Source organism: Mycoplana sp. MJR14 (assembly GCF_029210525.1).
Classification (GTDB): Bacteria; Pseudomonadota; Alphaproteobacteria; order Rhizobiales; family Rhizobiaceae; genus Mycoplana.
Window position 1 is genome coordinate 467,987 of sequence record NZ_JARGEO010000003.1, and the last position, 15,083, is coordinate 483,069.

Here is a 15,083-nt window from a genome sequence, read left to right on the forward strand (position 1 = left end):
GCCCCCAAAATCTAATTGTTCCCGGACGCAGATCCGGACCGTTCGCCCTGGGAAGCGAAGATGGCCCGCAGGTTCGGGAGGATAATGAATTCGCCACCCCGCTTGACGAGGCAGTCGATGTAGTCTGCACGCCAGCGCATCCCGACGCTGGGGGGCGGTTCGCTGGCGGCCTGCGGCAGCGTCGTCACCTCGTAGACGCGGTCCGTGCGGATGCCGACGAGTGTCGGTTCGTCGTCGAGATGGAGTTCGATGACGACGATGCGGCTGTCGATGGTCGGCTCCGTGGCCTCCATGCCGAAGGCGAGCCTGATGTCCGCGAGCGGGATGACCTTGCCGCGGAAGTTGATCACGCTGCCAACGAAGGCCTTGGACCCTGGCACCTGCGTTTCCGGCAGGAGGTCGAGGATCTCCTGCACCACGGTCGCCTCGATCGCGAAGGTCTCTCCGTTGAGATTGAAGGTCAGGACGGAGAGCTCTTCTGCGCCGTTCCACAACCCGTCGAATTCGTTCCTTGCCACCGCTATGGTCATCCTGCCGCCCGCAACTGCGCCTCCTGCTGTTGTCCGGCGCTGACGAGGTGGGCGACGTCGAGGATGAGCGCCACGCTGCCGTCGCCGAGGATCGTCGCGCCCGAGAAGGTGGCGACGTCATGGTGAAGCTTGGACATGGATTTGATCACGGTCTGGTGGTCGCCGATGATCTGGTCGACCACCAGCCCCACGCGCTCGTCGCCCGTGGAGATGACCACCACCTTCTGGAAGGGATCCGGCGAGGTACCGGTCCTAAACAGGTCGCGCAGCCTGAGGAACGGCACGAGGCTGTCCCGGAGCGAGATGAAGCTGCGCCCGCGCGAGCGCAGGTCGTCCTCCAACGACAGCTCCAGGCATTCCTCGACCGCCGAGAGCGGAATGACGTAGCGGCCGGTACCAACTCGGACCAGAAGCCCGTCAATGATTGCAAGCGTCAGCGGAATGCGCAGGGACACTTCCGAACCCTTGCCGGCCTCGCTGCGGATGTCGATGACGCCGCGCAACGCCTCTACGGTCTTCTTGACCACGTCCATGCCGACGCCGCGACCGGACAGATTGGTAACCTGGGCGGCGGTCGAAAAGCCCGGCTGGAAGATCAGCTGCAGCAGTTCCTGGTCCATCAGCTGCTGGCCCGGCTGGATGAGCCCCGAGGCCTCGGCCTTCGCCCGCACCCGATCCCGGTCGATGCCGCGGCCGTCATCCTTGATGGTGATGATGACCTCGCCGCCGGATTGCCGCGCCGACAGCAGGACCCGGCCGGCGCGCTCCTTGCCCGCGGCTGCGCGTTCGTCGGGAAGTTCCAGGCCGTGGTCGACCGAATTGCGCACGAGATGGACCAGCGGGTCGGCAAGCCGCTCCATCACCGTCTTGTCGACTTCGGTGGATTCGCCCTCGAATTCGAGTTCGATCATCTTGCCTGTCTCCCGCGCAAGATCGTGCACGAGGCGGCGGAAACGGCTGAACAGCTGGGTGACCGGCACCATGCGCAGGACCATCATCGTGTCGCGCAGCTCGCCCGACAGTCGCTCGACATCTTCGGAGACCGAGCGCAGCTGAATATCGGCGCTGGAGCTCGCCAACTGTGAAAGACGGGACTGGGCGATGACGAGTTCGCCGACCCTGTCCATCAGTTCGTCGAGTCGCTCGGCCGGCACGCGCAGGTTCTCCGCTGCCTTGGCGTGCCTGGCGTCGGAAGCGCCGGCCGGGTGCGCCTGGTCGGGGTGAGGGGGCTGCGCGGGCGGCGCGGCCGTGGGCGTTATGGCGGCCGGGGAGGGGGCCGCAGCCGGCTCGGGGACGGACGGCAGGGCGGCCGCCGCGGCGGCTTCCTCGATCGTAAGCTCCATGTCGTCCATGACGAAAATGAAGACGTCGTCTATCGCAGAGCGCGGCCGGTCGGTCGTGAGCGTCACGTTCCAGCCGACATGGAGCTCGGAGGGTACGATCGCGTCGAGGGCGGGGACGGTCGAAAGGTCCGCCGTGACGCGGCAATCGCCAAGCTCGCGCAACTCGTCAAGCAGGCCGAGCGGATTGGTGCCGTTGGCCATCGCGTTGGCCGGAAGGCGGAAACGGAGCCTGAAGGTGGCCAGATGGCCCGCGGCGACCGAAGACGCGGCTGCTGCGAGCGGCGGAGCCACGACCGTGCCGCCCCCGTGGCCGCCAACGGCTGCTTGCAGCTTGGCCAGCAGGCGGTCACCCGCCTCCTCGTGGCCGCCGTGCGGCTGGTCGACCAGAACCTTCATGTGGTCCTGCGCCTCGAGCACGCACGCCACCAGCTCGTCGGTGGCGGGAACCTCGCCCTTTCGCACCCGGTCGAAGGCCGTCTCGCAATGATGGGTGAAGGCCGCAAGCGCGTCGAAGCCGAACATGGCGCCCGAACCCTTGAGCGTATGCAGCCCGCGGAAGACGGCGTCGATCTGGTCCTGGTTGGACAGATTGTGCAGGAGATCGAGAAGCCCGGCTTCGATCTGCTCGAAGAGTTCGGCAGCTTCCGTCCTGAATACCTGGATCGGGTCCAGCGTGGTCATTTTCCGAGAACCTTCCGCGCGATCTTGACCAGCTGTTCGGGATCGAAGGGCTTGGTGATCCAGCCCGTCGCACCTGCTTCCTTGGCGCGGTTCTTCATCTCGGCATCGGACTCCGTGGTGAGAAAGATGATCGGAATGCCGGTATGGGCCGGCGAGCTGCGCAGGGCTTCGATCATGGCAAGTCCGTTCATGTTCGGCATGTTGAGATCGGTCACAATCATGTCGAAGCTGCCGGCCTTCGCCTTGTTGAGCCCGTCCAGCCCGTCGACCGCCTCCGTCACCTGGTAGCCGGCGCCGGTCAGCGCGATCTTGGTGGTAAGGCGGATGCTCGCCGAATCGTCGACGGTCAGGATATGCGCGGTCATTGAAGTTCCTTCCGATGAAGCCAGAATTCGCGGTCGCGCGGATCCGCATCGGTCAGGAAACCTGCGCGCTCGAGAGTGGAGAGAAGATTGCCGTCGGCCGGGCGGTCGAGGGCGAGGGTTCGCCCGTCCACCGCCGCCTGCAGCCGCGCCGCCTGGACGAGCTGGAGGAAGCTCAAATCCACCTCGGCGTCCTCGGCGATGCTCAAAAGCACGGCGTCTTTCCCGCCGAGTGCAGAGCGGATCGCCTCGTGCACGGCAGCAACCTGCCGGATTGTCAGCGGTCCCGAAAGATCCACTTTGCCGCTGGACAGAGCGGGCGCTGGAGACATGAGACACCTCTTCGGAAGTCGTGGATTGGCGCCTGCGCAACCGCATCCTCGGCCGAGACAGAGCCTTGAGCCGCGCGCCTTGGAGGCCCGGCAGACACAGTGCGTCACAGGCGGGCGAGCACTCTGGGCGGCCGGATATGGATGGGGGAATTTGCAGAGGAGCCCGATGGAATGCTCGCATCATGCGGGCGGGCACATTTCCTTCAAGCACACCTCATGCCGCTTGAATGGTCGAATTAACTATGCAGCTTAACAAGTTAAGCTTGTCTTAATTGCAAGCGATCTGACACGGCAGTTTTCGCTGTTGCCAACATTTCCGTGCGGTCACGACCCAACCATTTGATCCAGGCCGGAATCGTTTGATCCGGGCTTCCAGGGGCATCCGGAAGGCAATCGGAAGGACACGTCCGGAACCGCTAGCGTGCGGGCAGGACAGCTTCGACCGCATAGGGGGCAAGGACTATACTGCCCGTACTCCCCGCAAGTTCCAGCCCGCGCAAATCGACCACCTTGGGCGTTGGCGTCAGGTTGACGAGGTGCAGGGCCGCGTCGCCCGCACCGCCGGTCACGAAGGCCAGGACCTGCGACGGGTCGGAGGAGACGCAGGCCTGCCAGGACGCGCCGGCCAGGCCGGCCAAGGCGCTGACTGTCCGGAACAGTGGCCGCCTGCCGCCTTCCGGGGTCGGCTCGCCGCTGCCGGCGACAAGGCCGAAGGGTCCGGTGAGTGCTGCGAGCGTCAGGCATTCGAGATCCGCGTCGAGCACACGTATGGCATAGCCGATCGCGAAGGCCTCGGCGAAGCGGCCGTTGTGGCGGGGATCGCGGTTCGCCATCGGGATGCGGGCGAGCCCGGGATTGTCCATCGTCCGGCTGCCATAGGGGTTCTGCCGCATAGCGATGGTGGACGGGCCGATGCGGTAGGGCATGTCGCCATAGATCGCCCGCACGGAGCGGGTGATGAAGGGCAGCGCCTCCAGCGTCTGCATGACGCTGAGGTCGTCGGAGGCATGGACGATCGGGTTCGTGCAATGCGAGATGAGCGAAAGCTGTTCGGGCGGGACGCGCTTGCGGTTCAGTTCGGTGAAGTAGCTGAGCATGCCGCCGCCGATCCGGATGCCCGGGAAGGCCGCATGCGCCGCCGCATAGACCTCCGTAAGAGGGGGGCACTCCGGCCATTGACTGCCGGGCGGCGTCGACTGGCGATCGACGGACGGGGAGATGACGATCGTATCGGGCGCAAGGCCGGCGGAATGCAGCTGCCGAGCGATCTCCAGGGTCTCGTCCTGCGGCGCGGCGCGGCAGGGCAGGGCGATTTCCAGCGTCGTGCGGCCGGGATGTCGCGCCGCGATCTCCGCAAAATCCTTCAGGGCATCCAGGCCGTGGCCGGCAGCCGGATCGAAATGGAACAGGAGTTCCTGGGGAGCGATCTCGGCCATAAGCGCGTGCGCGGCAATCGAAGGCCTTGCCTCCTCCGGGGTGATGACGAGGCCGATTGCGGGCATCCGGCCCTGGCGCTGTCCCGGCTGGATCGTGATGGCTTCGCGGCTGTTCGCCGTCCCGGTCGACCTGCCGGCGCGGTCGTCGCGCACTGCGAGGACGATCTCTTGCCGGACGGGTTCGCCGGCGGGGATCCGGTAGGGCCAGGGCAGCGCCAGCGGACGCACATAGGTCTTGTAGGAGGCGTCGGACCAGTTGCGCTGGTCCTCCATCTCGAAGGTGTCGCCTTCCATCCGGCATTCGGCGGTGACACCGGCGACGACGGTGTGGGTGATCGCCCGCATGTCCTTGAACGGCTGCCACGGCTCGATCAGGTCGGGAAACAGGGTCTCGTGGCGTTGCCCGTCCACGTGCTCGACCATGACCGGCATGCCGGCGACGCCGACGATCGGATGAAGGATGCAGAAGCCGCAGCGGTTGGTTTCGAACCCGGTCGCCGACTGCGCCTTCGCTTCGAAGGTCAGGCGCCCTTCGGAGGCGGCGATGCGCACGTCGATCGAAAGCGCGGTTCCGGCGAGGCCGTCGCAATGGGCGCGATAGCTGACAATGAAGGCCTCGTCGAGCTGCTGTACCTTCAGGTTTTCGATCCTGGGGCTGTAGGTGCCCCAGTCGCGATCGCGAACGAGATAGGAGATGGCGCGCAGGACCTCGACGCCGTCATAGGTGATGGTCCTCAGATTGCCGTCCGCGAGATCCGCCGACAGCCGACCCGCCACCAGCCGCACCGGTGCTTCCTCGGCTTCGTGCGTGCCATAGAGCAGAAACGGCTCCGTACTCATTTCAACAGCGCCCCGATCTCGACCGGGTTGGCGGATGCCGCGCTCTCATAGGCGGCCTCGACCAGGGCGAAGGTCTTCAGGTTGTCCGCGCCCGAGGTCGAGGTTTCGCCGCCGTCCCTCAGCCGGTCCGCCCAGTGCTGCTGGATGGCGAAGACGCTTTCCTGGATGTTGTGCCAGGGGCGCGAGGCCCAGGAGAGGAGCTGCGGGGCGACGTCGGTGACGGACGTGCCGGACGCATTGGTGATCTCGAGGCGATAGCCCTGCGACAAGCGGATCGTGCCCTCCGTGCCGTCGAGCTCGATCAGGGTCTCCGGAAAGGGCTCGGTGCCGAGCTTCGTCGCGTAGCTCACGTCGACGATCGAGGTGGCGCCACCTTCGTGATCGAGCAGGATCGTCGCCACGTCCTCGCCCCTGATCTTCGGGTTGACCCGCCCGGTGCGCGCCGTGAGCTTCGTCACGTCGCCGAGAATGAAGCGGGCGATGTCGAGGGTATGGATGCCAAGGTCCTCGATGATGAAACGCTCGCCCTCGGCGAGATAGGGCTGGCCGGAGAAGACGTCGAAGCCGGAGCGGAAGGAGAAGCGGCCCCAGAAGGGTTCGCCGATCGCCCCTGCATCCAGCGCCTTGCGCACCGCCTGGATCGGCGTCTGCCAGCGGAAGTTCTCGTGCACCATCAGAGGAATGCCGGCCGCGCGGCAGGCCGCCACCATGGCCTTTGCGTCCGACAGCGTCCTGGCGAACGGCTTCTGGCAGATCGCCGGCACCTTGTGGGCCGCCGCCATCTCGACCAGCGCCCGGTGGCTCTGCACCGTGGTGGCGATGTCGACGAAGTCGAAGCCGCCATCGGCAAACATCTGCGCCGCATCGCTGTATCGGCGCGCGATGGCGAACTGGTCGCCGACGATCCTCAGCCGCTCGGCATCACGGTCGCAGATGGCGACGATCTCGGCGCCCTCGACATCGTTCCAGGCGTGCATCTGGTTCACGGCGAAGAAGCCGCATCCGATCAGGGCGCCACGAAGCTTCTGCATGCGGTCAGTCCTTTTTGGCGAGCTGCATCAGGGCGACCCGCTGCTGCAGGCGGCGCTGGGCCTGGTCCACCACCACGGCCACGATGATCACGATACCCTTGATGACCATCTGCCAGAAGGAGGAAACGCCCATCATGACGAGGCCGTCCGACAGGATGCCGATGACGAAGGCGCCGATGATGGTGCCGCCGATCGTGCCGCGGCCGCCCGACATCGAGGTGCCGCCGAGGACGGCCGCCGCAATCGCGTTGAGCTCGAAGGAGTTGCCGGTGGCCGGGTGCGAGGCCATCAGCTCGGAGGAGATGACGATGCCGACGATGGCGGCGCAGAAGCCGGAGAACATGTAGACGAACATCTTCACCCGGTCGACCTTGATGCCCGACATGCGGGCGGCGCGCTCGTTGCCGCCGACGGCGAAGATCTGGCGGCCGATCGGCGTGTATTTCGCGATATAGGCCGCAGCGAGCGCCACGATCACCAGGATCCAGACAGAGACGGGCAGGCCGAGGATGCGGCCGGAGCCGAGGAAGGCGAAGCCGGTCGTGCCGAGGTCGGGGTTGCCCTGCAGGTTCGGGAAGGTCTGGCCGTCGGAGGACAGGAGCGCCAGCCCCCGGGCGACATAGAGCGTTCCGAGCGTGGCGATGAACGGCGCCACGTTGAGCTTGGTGATCAGCAGGCCGTTGATCGCCCCGATCGCAATGCCGACCAGCAGCGTGATGACGGCGACCTCGACGACGTTGAAGTACACCGTGTAGCCGATCTGCAGGTCGATGCCGTACAGGATGAGGCCGCCGGCGACCATGCCGCAGAGGCCGACGATCGAGCCGACGGACAGGTCGATGCCGCCGGTGATGATGACGAAGGTCATGCCCATGGCGAGAAACGCGTTCAGCGCCACGTGCTTCGACATCAGGATGATGTTGGCGGTCGACAGGAAGTTCGGCGCGAACACCGAGAAGAAGGCGATCACGGCGAAGAGCGCGATGAACGTCCGAAGCTTCATCAGGGTCAGAAGCAGCGAGCCGCCGTCGCCTGCCTGAGCGTTCTCAGTCGAAGTTACCGTGGTCATCACGCGATTTCCCTTGTCGATTTGTGCCCCTCGGAGGCGGCCTGGACGATGAGTTCCTCGGTCGCTTCCGCCCGGTCGAAAATTCTGGTGATCCTGCCGTTGCTCATGACCGCGATCCGGTCGGACAGCGCCATGACCTCTTCGAGGTCGGAGGTCGAAAACAGGATGGCGAGGCCCTCGCCGGCGAGCCGGCGCATGGTGCGGAACACGTCGGCCTTGGCGCCGACGTCGATGCCGCGGCTCGGCTCGTCCATGAGCAGCACCTTCGGATTGGTCATCAGCGCCTTGCCGATCACCACCTTCTGCTGGTTGCCGCCCGACATCGACGTGACGTCGAAATCCGGGTTCGGCGCCTTGATCGAGAGGTCCCGGATCGCGTCCTTGATCGCGCCCTGCTCGCGCTCGCCGCGGATATGGAAGCCGAAGCGCGTCAGCTTCTCGAGGCTCGCAAGGGTCAGGTTGGCGGCGATCGACAGCACCTGGACGAGGCCCTCGCGCTGCCGGTCCTCCGGGATCAGCGCCAGTCCGCGCTTGATGCGCGTCGGCGTGTCGCGTTCGACGATCTCCTTGCCGGCGACGAAGACCTTGCCGGTCGAGTGCGGGTGCTGGCCGATGACGCATTCGAAGAACTCGCTACGGCCGGCGCCCATCAGCCCGTAGATGCCGAGCACCTCGCCGGCGCGGACGGAGATCGACAGGTGGTCGACCGCGAGCCCGCCGGTCTTGCGCGGCAGGCTGATCTCCTCGGCGCGGAAGGCCTCGGCGCCGAGCTTGTGGTCAACCGACTTGGCGAAGTCCTTGGCGTCGGAGCCGATCATCGAACGGACGATCCAGCGGGTGTCGATGTCCTTCACCATCGCCTGGCCGGTGATCTGGCCGTCGCGCAGCACGGTGATGTAGTCGCCGATGCGCATCAGCTCTTCCAGGCGATGCGAAATGTAGACGATCGCCACGCCTTGCGCCTTCAATTCGCCGATCACCTTGAACAGGATGTCGACCTCGGCTGCCGAAAGCGCCGAGGTCGGCTCGTCCAGGATCAGGATGCGGGTGTCGAGCGAGATCGCCTTGGCGATCTCGACCAGCTGCTGCTGGCCGATCGGCAGGTCCTCGACCATGGTCTCGGCACTGATGCCGGCGTCCAGCTTGTCGAGGAAATGGTTGGCCTTCTCTACCTGCGCCTTGTGGTCGATGCCGCGAATGCCGCGGATGATCTCGCGGGTGGCGAAGATGTTCTCGGCGACCGAGAGGTTGCCGAACAGGTTCAGCTCCTGGAACACCATGCCGATGCCGTGCTTCTGCGCGTCGGCCGGCGAGTTGAACTCGACTTCCCGGCCTTCGAGCAGGATGCGGCCGAGCGAGGGCTTCTCGACGCCCGCGATCATGCGCATCAGCGTCGATTTGCCGGCGCCGTTCTCGCCGACCAGCACGTTGACCGCGCCGCGCCGCAGCGCCAGGTTCGCATGCTTGACGGCGACGATGCCCGAATAGACCTTCGTCACGTCGTCCAGCTTGAGGATGATGTCGCCTTCGTCGATTGCGGCCATCTCAGCCACCGATCACGATCGTTGCGGGGGTCAACAGCGGCAGCTGGCCCTTGGAGGGAAGCGGATAGGCGCCGACGGCCTCGACCTTCTTGCCTTCCAGCGCCTCGCGCGGCAGCTTTTCCAGCGTCGCGGCGACGAGGTGGTTGTTGAAGGCCTTGCCGAATTCGGCCCACTGGATCTGGTTCTTGAATTCGTTGAAATTGACGAAGTCGAGGCTGTCGCGGATCGCCGTGCCCTTGATCACCGGGCCGATCTGGATGCGCACGTCCGCCTTGCCGTCGCCGTCGATGTCGGTGTCGAGATAGGCGGCGCGCGACTTGGTCTCGGCCTTCACGACGGTGCCGGAGACCTTGGCCGCAAAGGTCCAGGGGGCGCTGCCCTGTTCTTCCTTGTGGCCGTACTTGGCGCCCGCGGCATCGACGTCGCTGCCGGCGAGGGCTGCGACCTCCTGGATCGGTCCTGCGCGCTGGTCGAGATAGGGGATCACCTTCTCGCTCCAGAGCTCGGCCGCCTGCCGCTCCGGATTGAAGCCGCCGCTCGCCGCCTCGGCCGCCTCTTCCGCGGTCGGCGTCTCGATGATCTTGCAGCCGGACAAACCCAGCGAAAGCGCGAGCGCCGTCAGCGTCGCAATCCGGACAAATGCCATGGATACGCACTCCGTCATGAAGATATGCGACTTGCGAGGCGGATCGCTCCGCCTCGCAAGCCTGTCCTGGGAGGATTTAGTCCTTCAGCGCGAAGGTCTCGAGCTGGTCGGCATTGTCGGCATTGATCAGCACGCAGTCCATCAGCTGCTTTTCTTCGGCCGGACCCTTGCCGGTCTTGATGTAGGCGTCGGCCTGGTCGACGGCCATCTGCGCCTGCGCGTAGGCCGGCTGCAGCACCGTTGCCTTGATGCCGCCCGCCTTGATCGAGTCGCGGACGTCGTTGGAGCCGTCGAAGCCGACGACGATGACGTCCTTGCGGCCGGCGGCCTGGAGCGCGGCGATCGCGCCCATCGCCATCGTGTCGTTGCCGGCGATCACGCCCTGGATGTCCGGATTGGCCTGCAGGATGGTCTCCATCTTGGAGTAGCCTTCCGTCTGGCTCCAGTTGGCCGACTGCTGGGCGACCATCTTCATGTCCGGATATTCGTCGATGATGTCGTGGTAGCCCTTGGAGCGGATGCCGGCGTTGAGGTCGGCTTCGCGGCCGAGCAGTTCGACGTAGTTGCCCTTCTCGCCCATCAGGCGGACGAATTCTTCGGCGCCGAGCTGCGCGCCCTGGTAGTTGTTCGAGACGATCTGCGAGACGGCAATGCCGGTGGCGTTGATCTCGCGGTCGATCAGGAACGAGGGGACGCCCGCATCCTTGGCCTTCTGGACCGCGGCGATCGAGGCTTCGGAACCGGCGTTGTCGAGGATGATCGCCTTGGCGCCGCGGCCGATGGCGGTGTCGACCAGCTGCGACTGCTTGTTGGCGTCGTCGTCGTGGACGAGGATCAGCGTCTCGTAGCCGAGTTCCTTCGCACGCGCTTCGGCGCCGACGGCCTCGGCCTTGAAGAACGGGTTGTCGTGCGACGGGGTGATGATCGCGATCAGGTCGGCTGCAAAGGCCGGCATCGCGGTGCCGAGTGCTAGGGCGCCGGCGAAGGCCGCAAGCGTAAGTCTGCGTGTGAGTTTCATGTTTCTCCTCCCAAAGTGAAACGAAAGGCCCCGTCCTCAGCGGGGCGAAAAGGGAGGGGCTTCAGCCCCTCCCGAGGGCATCAGGTGATGCGCCGGATGCTTTCGGCGATCTCCTGAGGTTCGAAAACCTTCTTCCAGTCGTCGCGCATCAGCGCGGGAATTCCGAACTCGATCGCCTTGTTGCAGGCATCCGAGAACACGCCGGGCGTCTCCTCGAAGATGACCGCGCCGAGGACGTTCATGTGGCCGAGCAGGAAGTCGCGGGCCGCTTCCTTGTCGACGCCGCGGCGGACGCATTCGTCCATGGCCTGGCGCATGACCACCAGCAGCGAGGCGCACAGCGTCTCCGACAGGCCGGGCTCCAGCATCGCCATCTGCTCGACGGTGACGCGGTGCGAGCGCATGACCGGGGCCCAGATGACCTTGGCGATCTCTTCGCCGAGCGCATAGGCCTCTTCGGGACCCTGCATCAGCGCGGAGACGATGTGCTGCTTGGCGGCGATGCCGCCGAAGAAGTCGCGCTTGGCGGCCGGATCCGTCTCGTCGTTGAAGATCGGCGGATGGCAGGGGTGCGTGACGAAATAGGTGAGGTCCGGACGCTCGGGCAGATGGCCGGCAAACGGGGCCGCGGCGTCGAGGGCGACGACCATCGTGCCCGGCTTGAGCTTGTCGACGATGCCGGCTGCGACCTTGCCGATCGCGGTGTCCGGAACGGCGAGGATGACGACGTCGGCGCCGTTCAGGCCGTCATCGGCGGAAACGCAGGCGATGCCGAGATCGTCCTTCAGGCGCGCCTTGCCGACATCGCTGACTTCGATATGGCGCACGTCGAAGCGCGAGCCCTTCAGGTTCTTGGCGAGCCGGTAGCCCATTTTGCCACCGGCGCCGAAGAGAGCAATTGCTGTCATGTTTCCTCACCTCAGGGTTGGATTGGTATAATAACTGGTATGATGAGTCAATCACAATCCCATCATTATTGTGTCGGCGTTCAGGCTTTCTTGCCGGCGTCCAGCCGGTCGATCGCCTGGACGTTTCCAGCCGACGGACCGTCGGGATCGAAGCTGGAGGCCAGCCACTTGTCGACGACGGCCTTGGCGAGCTCCGGGCCGATGACCCGGGCGCCCATGGTGATGATCTGTGCGTTGTTCGACTTGGCGGCGCGCTCGGCCGAATAGGTGTCGTGCGTCAGCGCGGCGCGGATGCCGGGCACCTTGTTGGCCGAGATGCAGACGCCGATGCCGGTGCCGCAGAACAGGATGCCGCGCTCGTATTCGCCGTCGACGATCGCCTGGCCGAGCTTCTGCGACAGGTCGGCGTAGAAGCCGGACTGGCTGAGGTCGACAACCTCGAGACCGGCGTTTCCGGCAAGGTGGGCGGCAATGACGTCGAGCAGCGGCTTGCCGGCGCTGTCTGCTCCGATGGCAATCTTCATGATGCTTCCTTTCGATCGCTCTGATGGCGTGAACTGTGGTCCGGTCAGCAGCCCGTCAGGCTCGCCTGCCGTCGCGGATCTGCGCGAAATAGCCGTCGGTACCGATCTGGCCACCCTTCAGCGCGATCTGCAGGCCGTCGGTCGGGGCGTAGTTGCCGTGGGCGGTGCAAAGCGGGGAACCGGGCGTCTGCGGCAGCGGCAGAAGCGTGGTCAATGCGTCGACGCGCAGCTCCTTCAGGGCGTGGCTGGAGGTGTCGCCGCCGGCGATGACGGCGCGGCCCAACCCCTCGCTCTCGACGAGGCGGCGCAGGATCGTTCCGAGCGCCCGGCCGAGCCGGTGGCGGGCGCCGGGGACACGGTCGATCTCCGAGCCGCGGTCGGCGGAGGGGCCGAGGGCGGTGTGCAGGAGCACGCTGCTGCCTTCCTTCAGCGCGGCGATCCCGGAGGCGACGGCGGCCTCGATCGCCCGGTCGCCGCTTTCGCCTATGAGCGACAGCGGGTCGAGGTCGATGCCCTTGAAACCGTCTGCGAGGGCCGTGCGGATCTGCCGCTCGGTGGTGGGCGAGACGCTGCCGGAGACGACCGCGAGGCGGTCGACCTTGCCGGGCTCGGCGAAGTCGACGGTGCCGCCGACCAGGCCCTCGGCGCGCCATGCCGCCAGCAGCGCGTATTCCACGCCCGAGGAGCCGGCGACGAAGAGGCCGCCGTCCCGCCTGAGGCGCCAAAGCTGGCGTCCGGCCGCAGCCTGGCTCTCGGGCGAATCGACGTCCAGAAGCAGGATGCCGGCCTCGCCGCCTGCGATCGCATCGAGACGCGCATCCGCATCCGCTGCGGCAAGCGTGACGATATCCGCCAGCGCGACGGGAAGATCGGTCTGCCGGCCGAGATGGACGGCGAGGTCCGCCTCGGCCATCGGGGTCACCGGGTGGCGGCTCATCACCGGGTGGCGGTCGATGCGGTAGACCTGCCCCTGATAGGCGGCGAAGAGGTGGCCGAAGGCGGTATAGCGCTTCAGCTGCGGCGCGCCGACGATCACCGGCACCTGGCGCTGGCCGAACAGGTCCCTGCCGATCTCGATCGCCTTGCCGATGCTGCCGACCCCGGGCGCGGAATCGAAGGTTGAGCAGACCTTGTAGTGGCAGATCGCGGCGCCCAGATCCTGCAGCCAGCGGAGGGCCGGGGCGAGGTTCTGCTGCATCCATTCGGGCGTCTCGCTGCGGCTGGTGCCGGCGATGCCGACGGCGCGGCAATCGGCAAAGCGTTGCAGCATGTCCGGTTGCGGCACGCCGAGAAACAGCACGGTCGGGATGCCGCTGGAGGTGAGCGATTCCATGACGTCGGTCGAGCCGGTGAAATCGTCGCCGTAGTAGCTGACGAGAAGATCGGACATGAAGGCTTACTCCTTGCCGTCACCGAATTTCGCGAGCGAGGCCGCGAGTTCGGGATGGTCCTTGGCGTAGTCGCCAAGCGGGATGTCGGCGACCGCCGCCTGCCAGGCCTGCTGGACGGCGCGGACGCCGGCGGCCGGGCCGCCCGGATGGCTGACGATGCCGCCGCCACAGAGATAGAGGAGGTCGGTGGTGCGGCCCGTGCGCTGGTAGGTCTCCGGCGCCTGCCCGCCCCACTGGCCGGACCCGGCCACCGGCAGCGGCCGGTCGGAAGGGTCGAACATAGGCGTGCTGACGGCCTTGAAGGATTCGACGAAGCTGTCGTCCGGCTCCCAGTACTTGATCCGGATGCCGTTGATCTGGAACTGGTCGACGCCGAGCAGCCGCCAGAACTGCTGGTAGACCTTGAAGTCCATGCCGGCGCCGGGATCGCGGGTCAGGACGTCCCAGCCGTTGCGATGGGCATGCAGGACGAGGCCGGAGCGCTTGCGCAGGAAGCTCATGCCGCCGAAGCCGATGGAATTGATGTTGACGACGGCGCAGTTGCCGCCGGCCTCGAGCACGAGGTCGTGGTTGCGCATCATCTCGTCCGGGTCGGCATGCGAGATGCCGAAGGCGTACATCACCTTCTTGCCGGTCTTCTGCTCGTGATCGAGGATGCGCGGCATGATCGCCGCGACGCGGTCCTTCAGCGGCGAGTAGGCCGGGCTCATCAGCTTCTCGTCGTCCTTGATGAAGTCGACGCCGGATTCGATCAGTTCGCCCACGAGTTCCGCCGTCTCGTGCGGACGCAGGCCGAGCGCCGGCTTGACGATCGTGCCGATGATCGGCCGGCCCTCGACGCCGGTCAGGCGGCGGCTGCCGTCGATGCCGAACTGCGGGCCGGGGTGAGCGGCCCTGAAGGCCTCCGGCAGCTTCATGTCGACGATGCGGATGCCGGTCATGCCCTTGATGGAAAAGACGCCGCCGATCGCGATCGTCATCAGGGCGGCAAGGTCGGTGCCGATGGCGTCGAGCGGAAAGGCGATGTCGACGTCGGCCCGGTTCAGCCGCTTGCCGGGTTCGGCTTCCGGCCAGGTCGGGGAGAAGGAGGCTTCGAGCGGACGGATGGCGAGCACGCGCGCTGCGACCCGGGCCTTCAGCTCTTCGGTTTCGCCGGGGACCGCGACGAAGGTGCCGGTGGACTGGTCGCTGGCGATCTTGTTCGCCATCGCTTCGACGCTGCCGGGCGTCTCGATGCGGTAGGTCAGGGTAATCAGCAAGCCGTTGCTCCTCCTCGCCACTTCAGTTTGTCGTGGCGTCAACTCGTGATCTGGTATAATAAGTATTCCAATTTGTGCAACGGAAAAATTTCAGCAAAGGGATTCCCAGCGTCCCGCCTTGTCGCAAAATGCAGAAATGTTAAGGGAGGGAGAATGAGCCAGAGAGACG

General features: G+C 66.0%; 14 protein-coding genes. All 14 read right to left on the reverse strand.

All coding sequences use genetic code 11. The features are described from left to right. Positions 1 to 11 precede the first annotated feature (11 nt). The 14 genes from P0086_RS10170 to oiaX all read right to left on the reverse strand — a co-directional run bounded on the left by P0086_RS10170 (position 12) and on the right by oiaX (position 14,914). A complete protein-coding gene (locus P0086_RS10170; protein WP_275785093.1) occupies positions 12 to 518 on the reverse strand; it encodes a chemotaxis protein CheW in 507 nt (168 codons plus the stop codon). A gap of 8 nt (positions 519 to 526) precedes the next feature. Continuing rightward, entirely contained in the window at positions 527 to 2,554 is a 2,028-nt protein-coding gene (locus tag P0086_RS10175) for a chemotaxis protein CheA (RefSeq protein ID WP_112594091.1), read from the reverse strand. Then, entirely contained in the window at positions 2,551 to 2,919 is a 369-nt protein-coding gene (locus P0086_RS10180) for a response regulator (RefSeq protein ID WP_112594092.1), read from the reverse strand. Before P0086_RS10180 ends, P0086_RS10175 begins: the two co-directional genes overlap by 4 nt. After that, positions 2,916 to 3,248, reverse strand: coding sequence for an STAS domain-containing protein (locus tag P0086_RS10185; protein WP_112594093.1), 333 nt, complete (start codon positions 3,246 to 3,248; stop codon positions 2,916 to 2,918). The genes P0086_RS10180 and P0086_RS10185 overlap by 4 nt, the downstream gene beginning before the upstream one ends. Before the next feature lie 416 nt (positions 3,249 to 3,664). Then, complete coding sequence (locus P0086_RS10190; protein ID WP_275785100.1) at positions 3,665 to 5,524, reverse strand: hypothetical protein; 1,860 nt, start codon at positions 5,522 to 5,524, stop codon at positions 3,665 to 3,667. Further along, positions 5,521 to 6,555, reverse strand: a complete 1,035-nt coding sequence (locus tag P0086_RS10195; protein ID WP_275785104.1) for a Gfo/Idh/MocA family oxidoreductase — start codon at positions 6,553 to 6,555, stop codon at positions 5,521 to 5,523. Before P0086_RS10195 ends, P0086_RS10190 begins: the two co-directional genes overlap by 4 nt. Before the next feature lie 4 nt (positions 6,556 to 6,559). After that, positions 6,560 to 7,624 (reverse strand): ABC transporter permease, encoded by a 1,065-nt coding sequence (locus P0086_RS10200; RefSeq protein WP_112594096.1) that lies wholly within the window; start codon positions 7,622 to 7,624, stop codon positions 6,560 to 6,562. Continuing rightward, positions 7,624 to 9,168 carry a sugar ABC transporter ATP-binding protein gene (locus P0086_RS10205; protein ID WP_112613343.1) on the reverse strand — a complete coding sequence of 515 codons (1,545 nt, stop codon included), beginning with the start codon at positions 9,166 to 9,168 and terminating at the stop codon, positions 7,624 to 7,626. Before P0086_RS10205 ends, P0086_RS10200 begins: the two co-directional genes overlap by 1 nt. A 1-nt stretch (position 9,169) precedes the next feature. Next, complete coding sequence (locus tag P0086_RS10210; RefSeq protein ID WP_148150698.1) at positions 9,170 to 9,814, reverse strand: DUF2291 family protein; 645 nt, start codon at positions 9,812 to 9,814, stop codon at positions 9,170 to 9,172. A 76-nt stretch (positions 9,815 to 9,890) separates the two neighbouring features. After that, positions 9,891 to 10,832, reverse strand: a complete 942-nt coding sequence (locus P0086_RS10215) for a D-ribose ABC transporter substrate-binding protein (RefSeq protein ID WP_112607474.1) — start codon at positions 10,830 to 10,832, stop codon at positions 9,891 to 9,893. A gap of 80 nt (positions 10,833 to 10,912) precedes the next feature. Beyond that, entirely contained in the window at positions 10,913 to 11,740 is an 828-nt protein-coding gene (locus P0086_RS10220) for a phosphogluconate dehydrogenase C-terminal domain-containing protein (protein ID WP_112594100.1), read from the reverse strand. Positions 11,741 to 11,820: 80 nt separating this feature from the next. Next, positions 11,821 to 12,264, reverse strand: coding sequence for an RpiB/LacA/LacB family sugar-phosphate isomerase (locus P0086_RS10225; RefSeq protein WP_112594101.1), 444 nt, complete (start codon positions 12,262 to 12,264; stop codon positions 11,821 to 11,823). A 55-nt stretch (positions 12,265 to 12,319) separates the two neighbouring features. Then, positions 12,320 to 13,654 (reverse strand): four-carbon acid sugar kinase family protein, encoded by a 1,335-nt coding sequence (locus P0086_RS10230; RefSeq protein ID WP_275785113.1) that lies wholly within the window; start codon positions 13,652 to 13,654, stop codon positions 12,320 to 12,322. A gap of 6 nt (positions 13,655 to 13,660) precedes the next feature. Further along, on the reverse strand, positions 13,661 to 14,914 hold the full coding sequence (oiaX, locus tag P0086_RS10235) for a 3-oxo-isoapionate-4-phosphate decarboxylase OiaX (protein ID WP_275785116.1): 1,254 nt from the start codon (positions 14,912 to 14,914) through the stop codon (positions 13,661 to 13,663). Positions 14,915 to 15,083 lie beyond the last annotated feature (169 nt).

Bases quoted from the DNA above. Each gene is read 5' to 3' on its own strand.
- P0086_RS10185 (WP_112594093.1), bottom strand. From the start codon at position 3,248: ATGTCTCCAGCGCCCGCTCTGTCCAGCGGCAAAGTGGATCTTTCGGGA.
- P0086_RS10205 (WP_112613343.1), bottom strand. From the start codon at position 9,168: ATGGCCGCAATCGACGAAGGCGACATCATCCTCAAGCTGGACGACGTG.
- P0086_RS10175 (WP_112594091.1), bottom strand. From the start codon at position 2,554: ATGACCACGCTGGACCCGATCCAGGTATTCAGGACGGAAGCTGCCGAA.
- P0086_RS10195 (WP_275785104.1), bottom strand. From the start codon at position 6,555: ATGCAGAAGCTTCGTGGCGCCCTGATCGGATGCGGCTTCTTCGCCGTG.
- P0086_RS10210 (WP_148150698.1), bottom strand. From the start codon at position 9,814: ATGGCATTTGTCCGGATTGCGACGCTGACGGCGCTCGCGCTTTCGCTG.
- P0086_RS10230 (WP_275785113.1), bottom strand. From the start codon at position 13,654: ATGTCCGATCTTCTCGTCAGCTACTACGGCGACGATTTCACCGGCTCG.
- P0086_RS10190 (WP_275785100.1), bottom strand. From the start codon at position 5,524: ATGAGTACGGAGCCGTTTCTGCTCTATGGCACGCACGAAGCCGAGGAA.
- P0086_RS10220 (WP_112594100.1), bottom strand. From the start codon at position 11,740: ATGACAGCAATTGCTCTCTTCGGCGCCGGTGGCAAAATGGGCTACCGG.
- P0086_RS10225 (WP_112594101.1), bottom strand. From the start codon at position 12,264: ATGAAGATTGCCATCGGAGCAGACAGCGCCGGCAAGCCGCTGCTCGAC.
- P0086_RS10215 (WP_112607474.1), bottom strand. From the start codon at position 10,832: ATGAAACTCACACGCAGACTTACGCTTGCGGCCTTCGCCGGCGCCCTA.
- P0086_RS10180 (WP_112594092.1), bottom strand. From the start codon at position 2,919: ATGACCGCGCATATCCTGACCGTCGACGATTCGGCGAGCATCCGCCTT.
- P0086_RS10200 (WP_112594096.1), bottom strand. From the start codon at position 7,624: ATGACCACGGTAACTTCGACTGAGAACGCTCAGGCAGGCGACGGCGGC.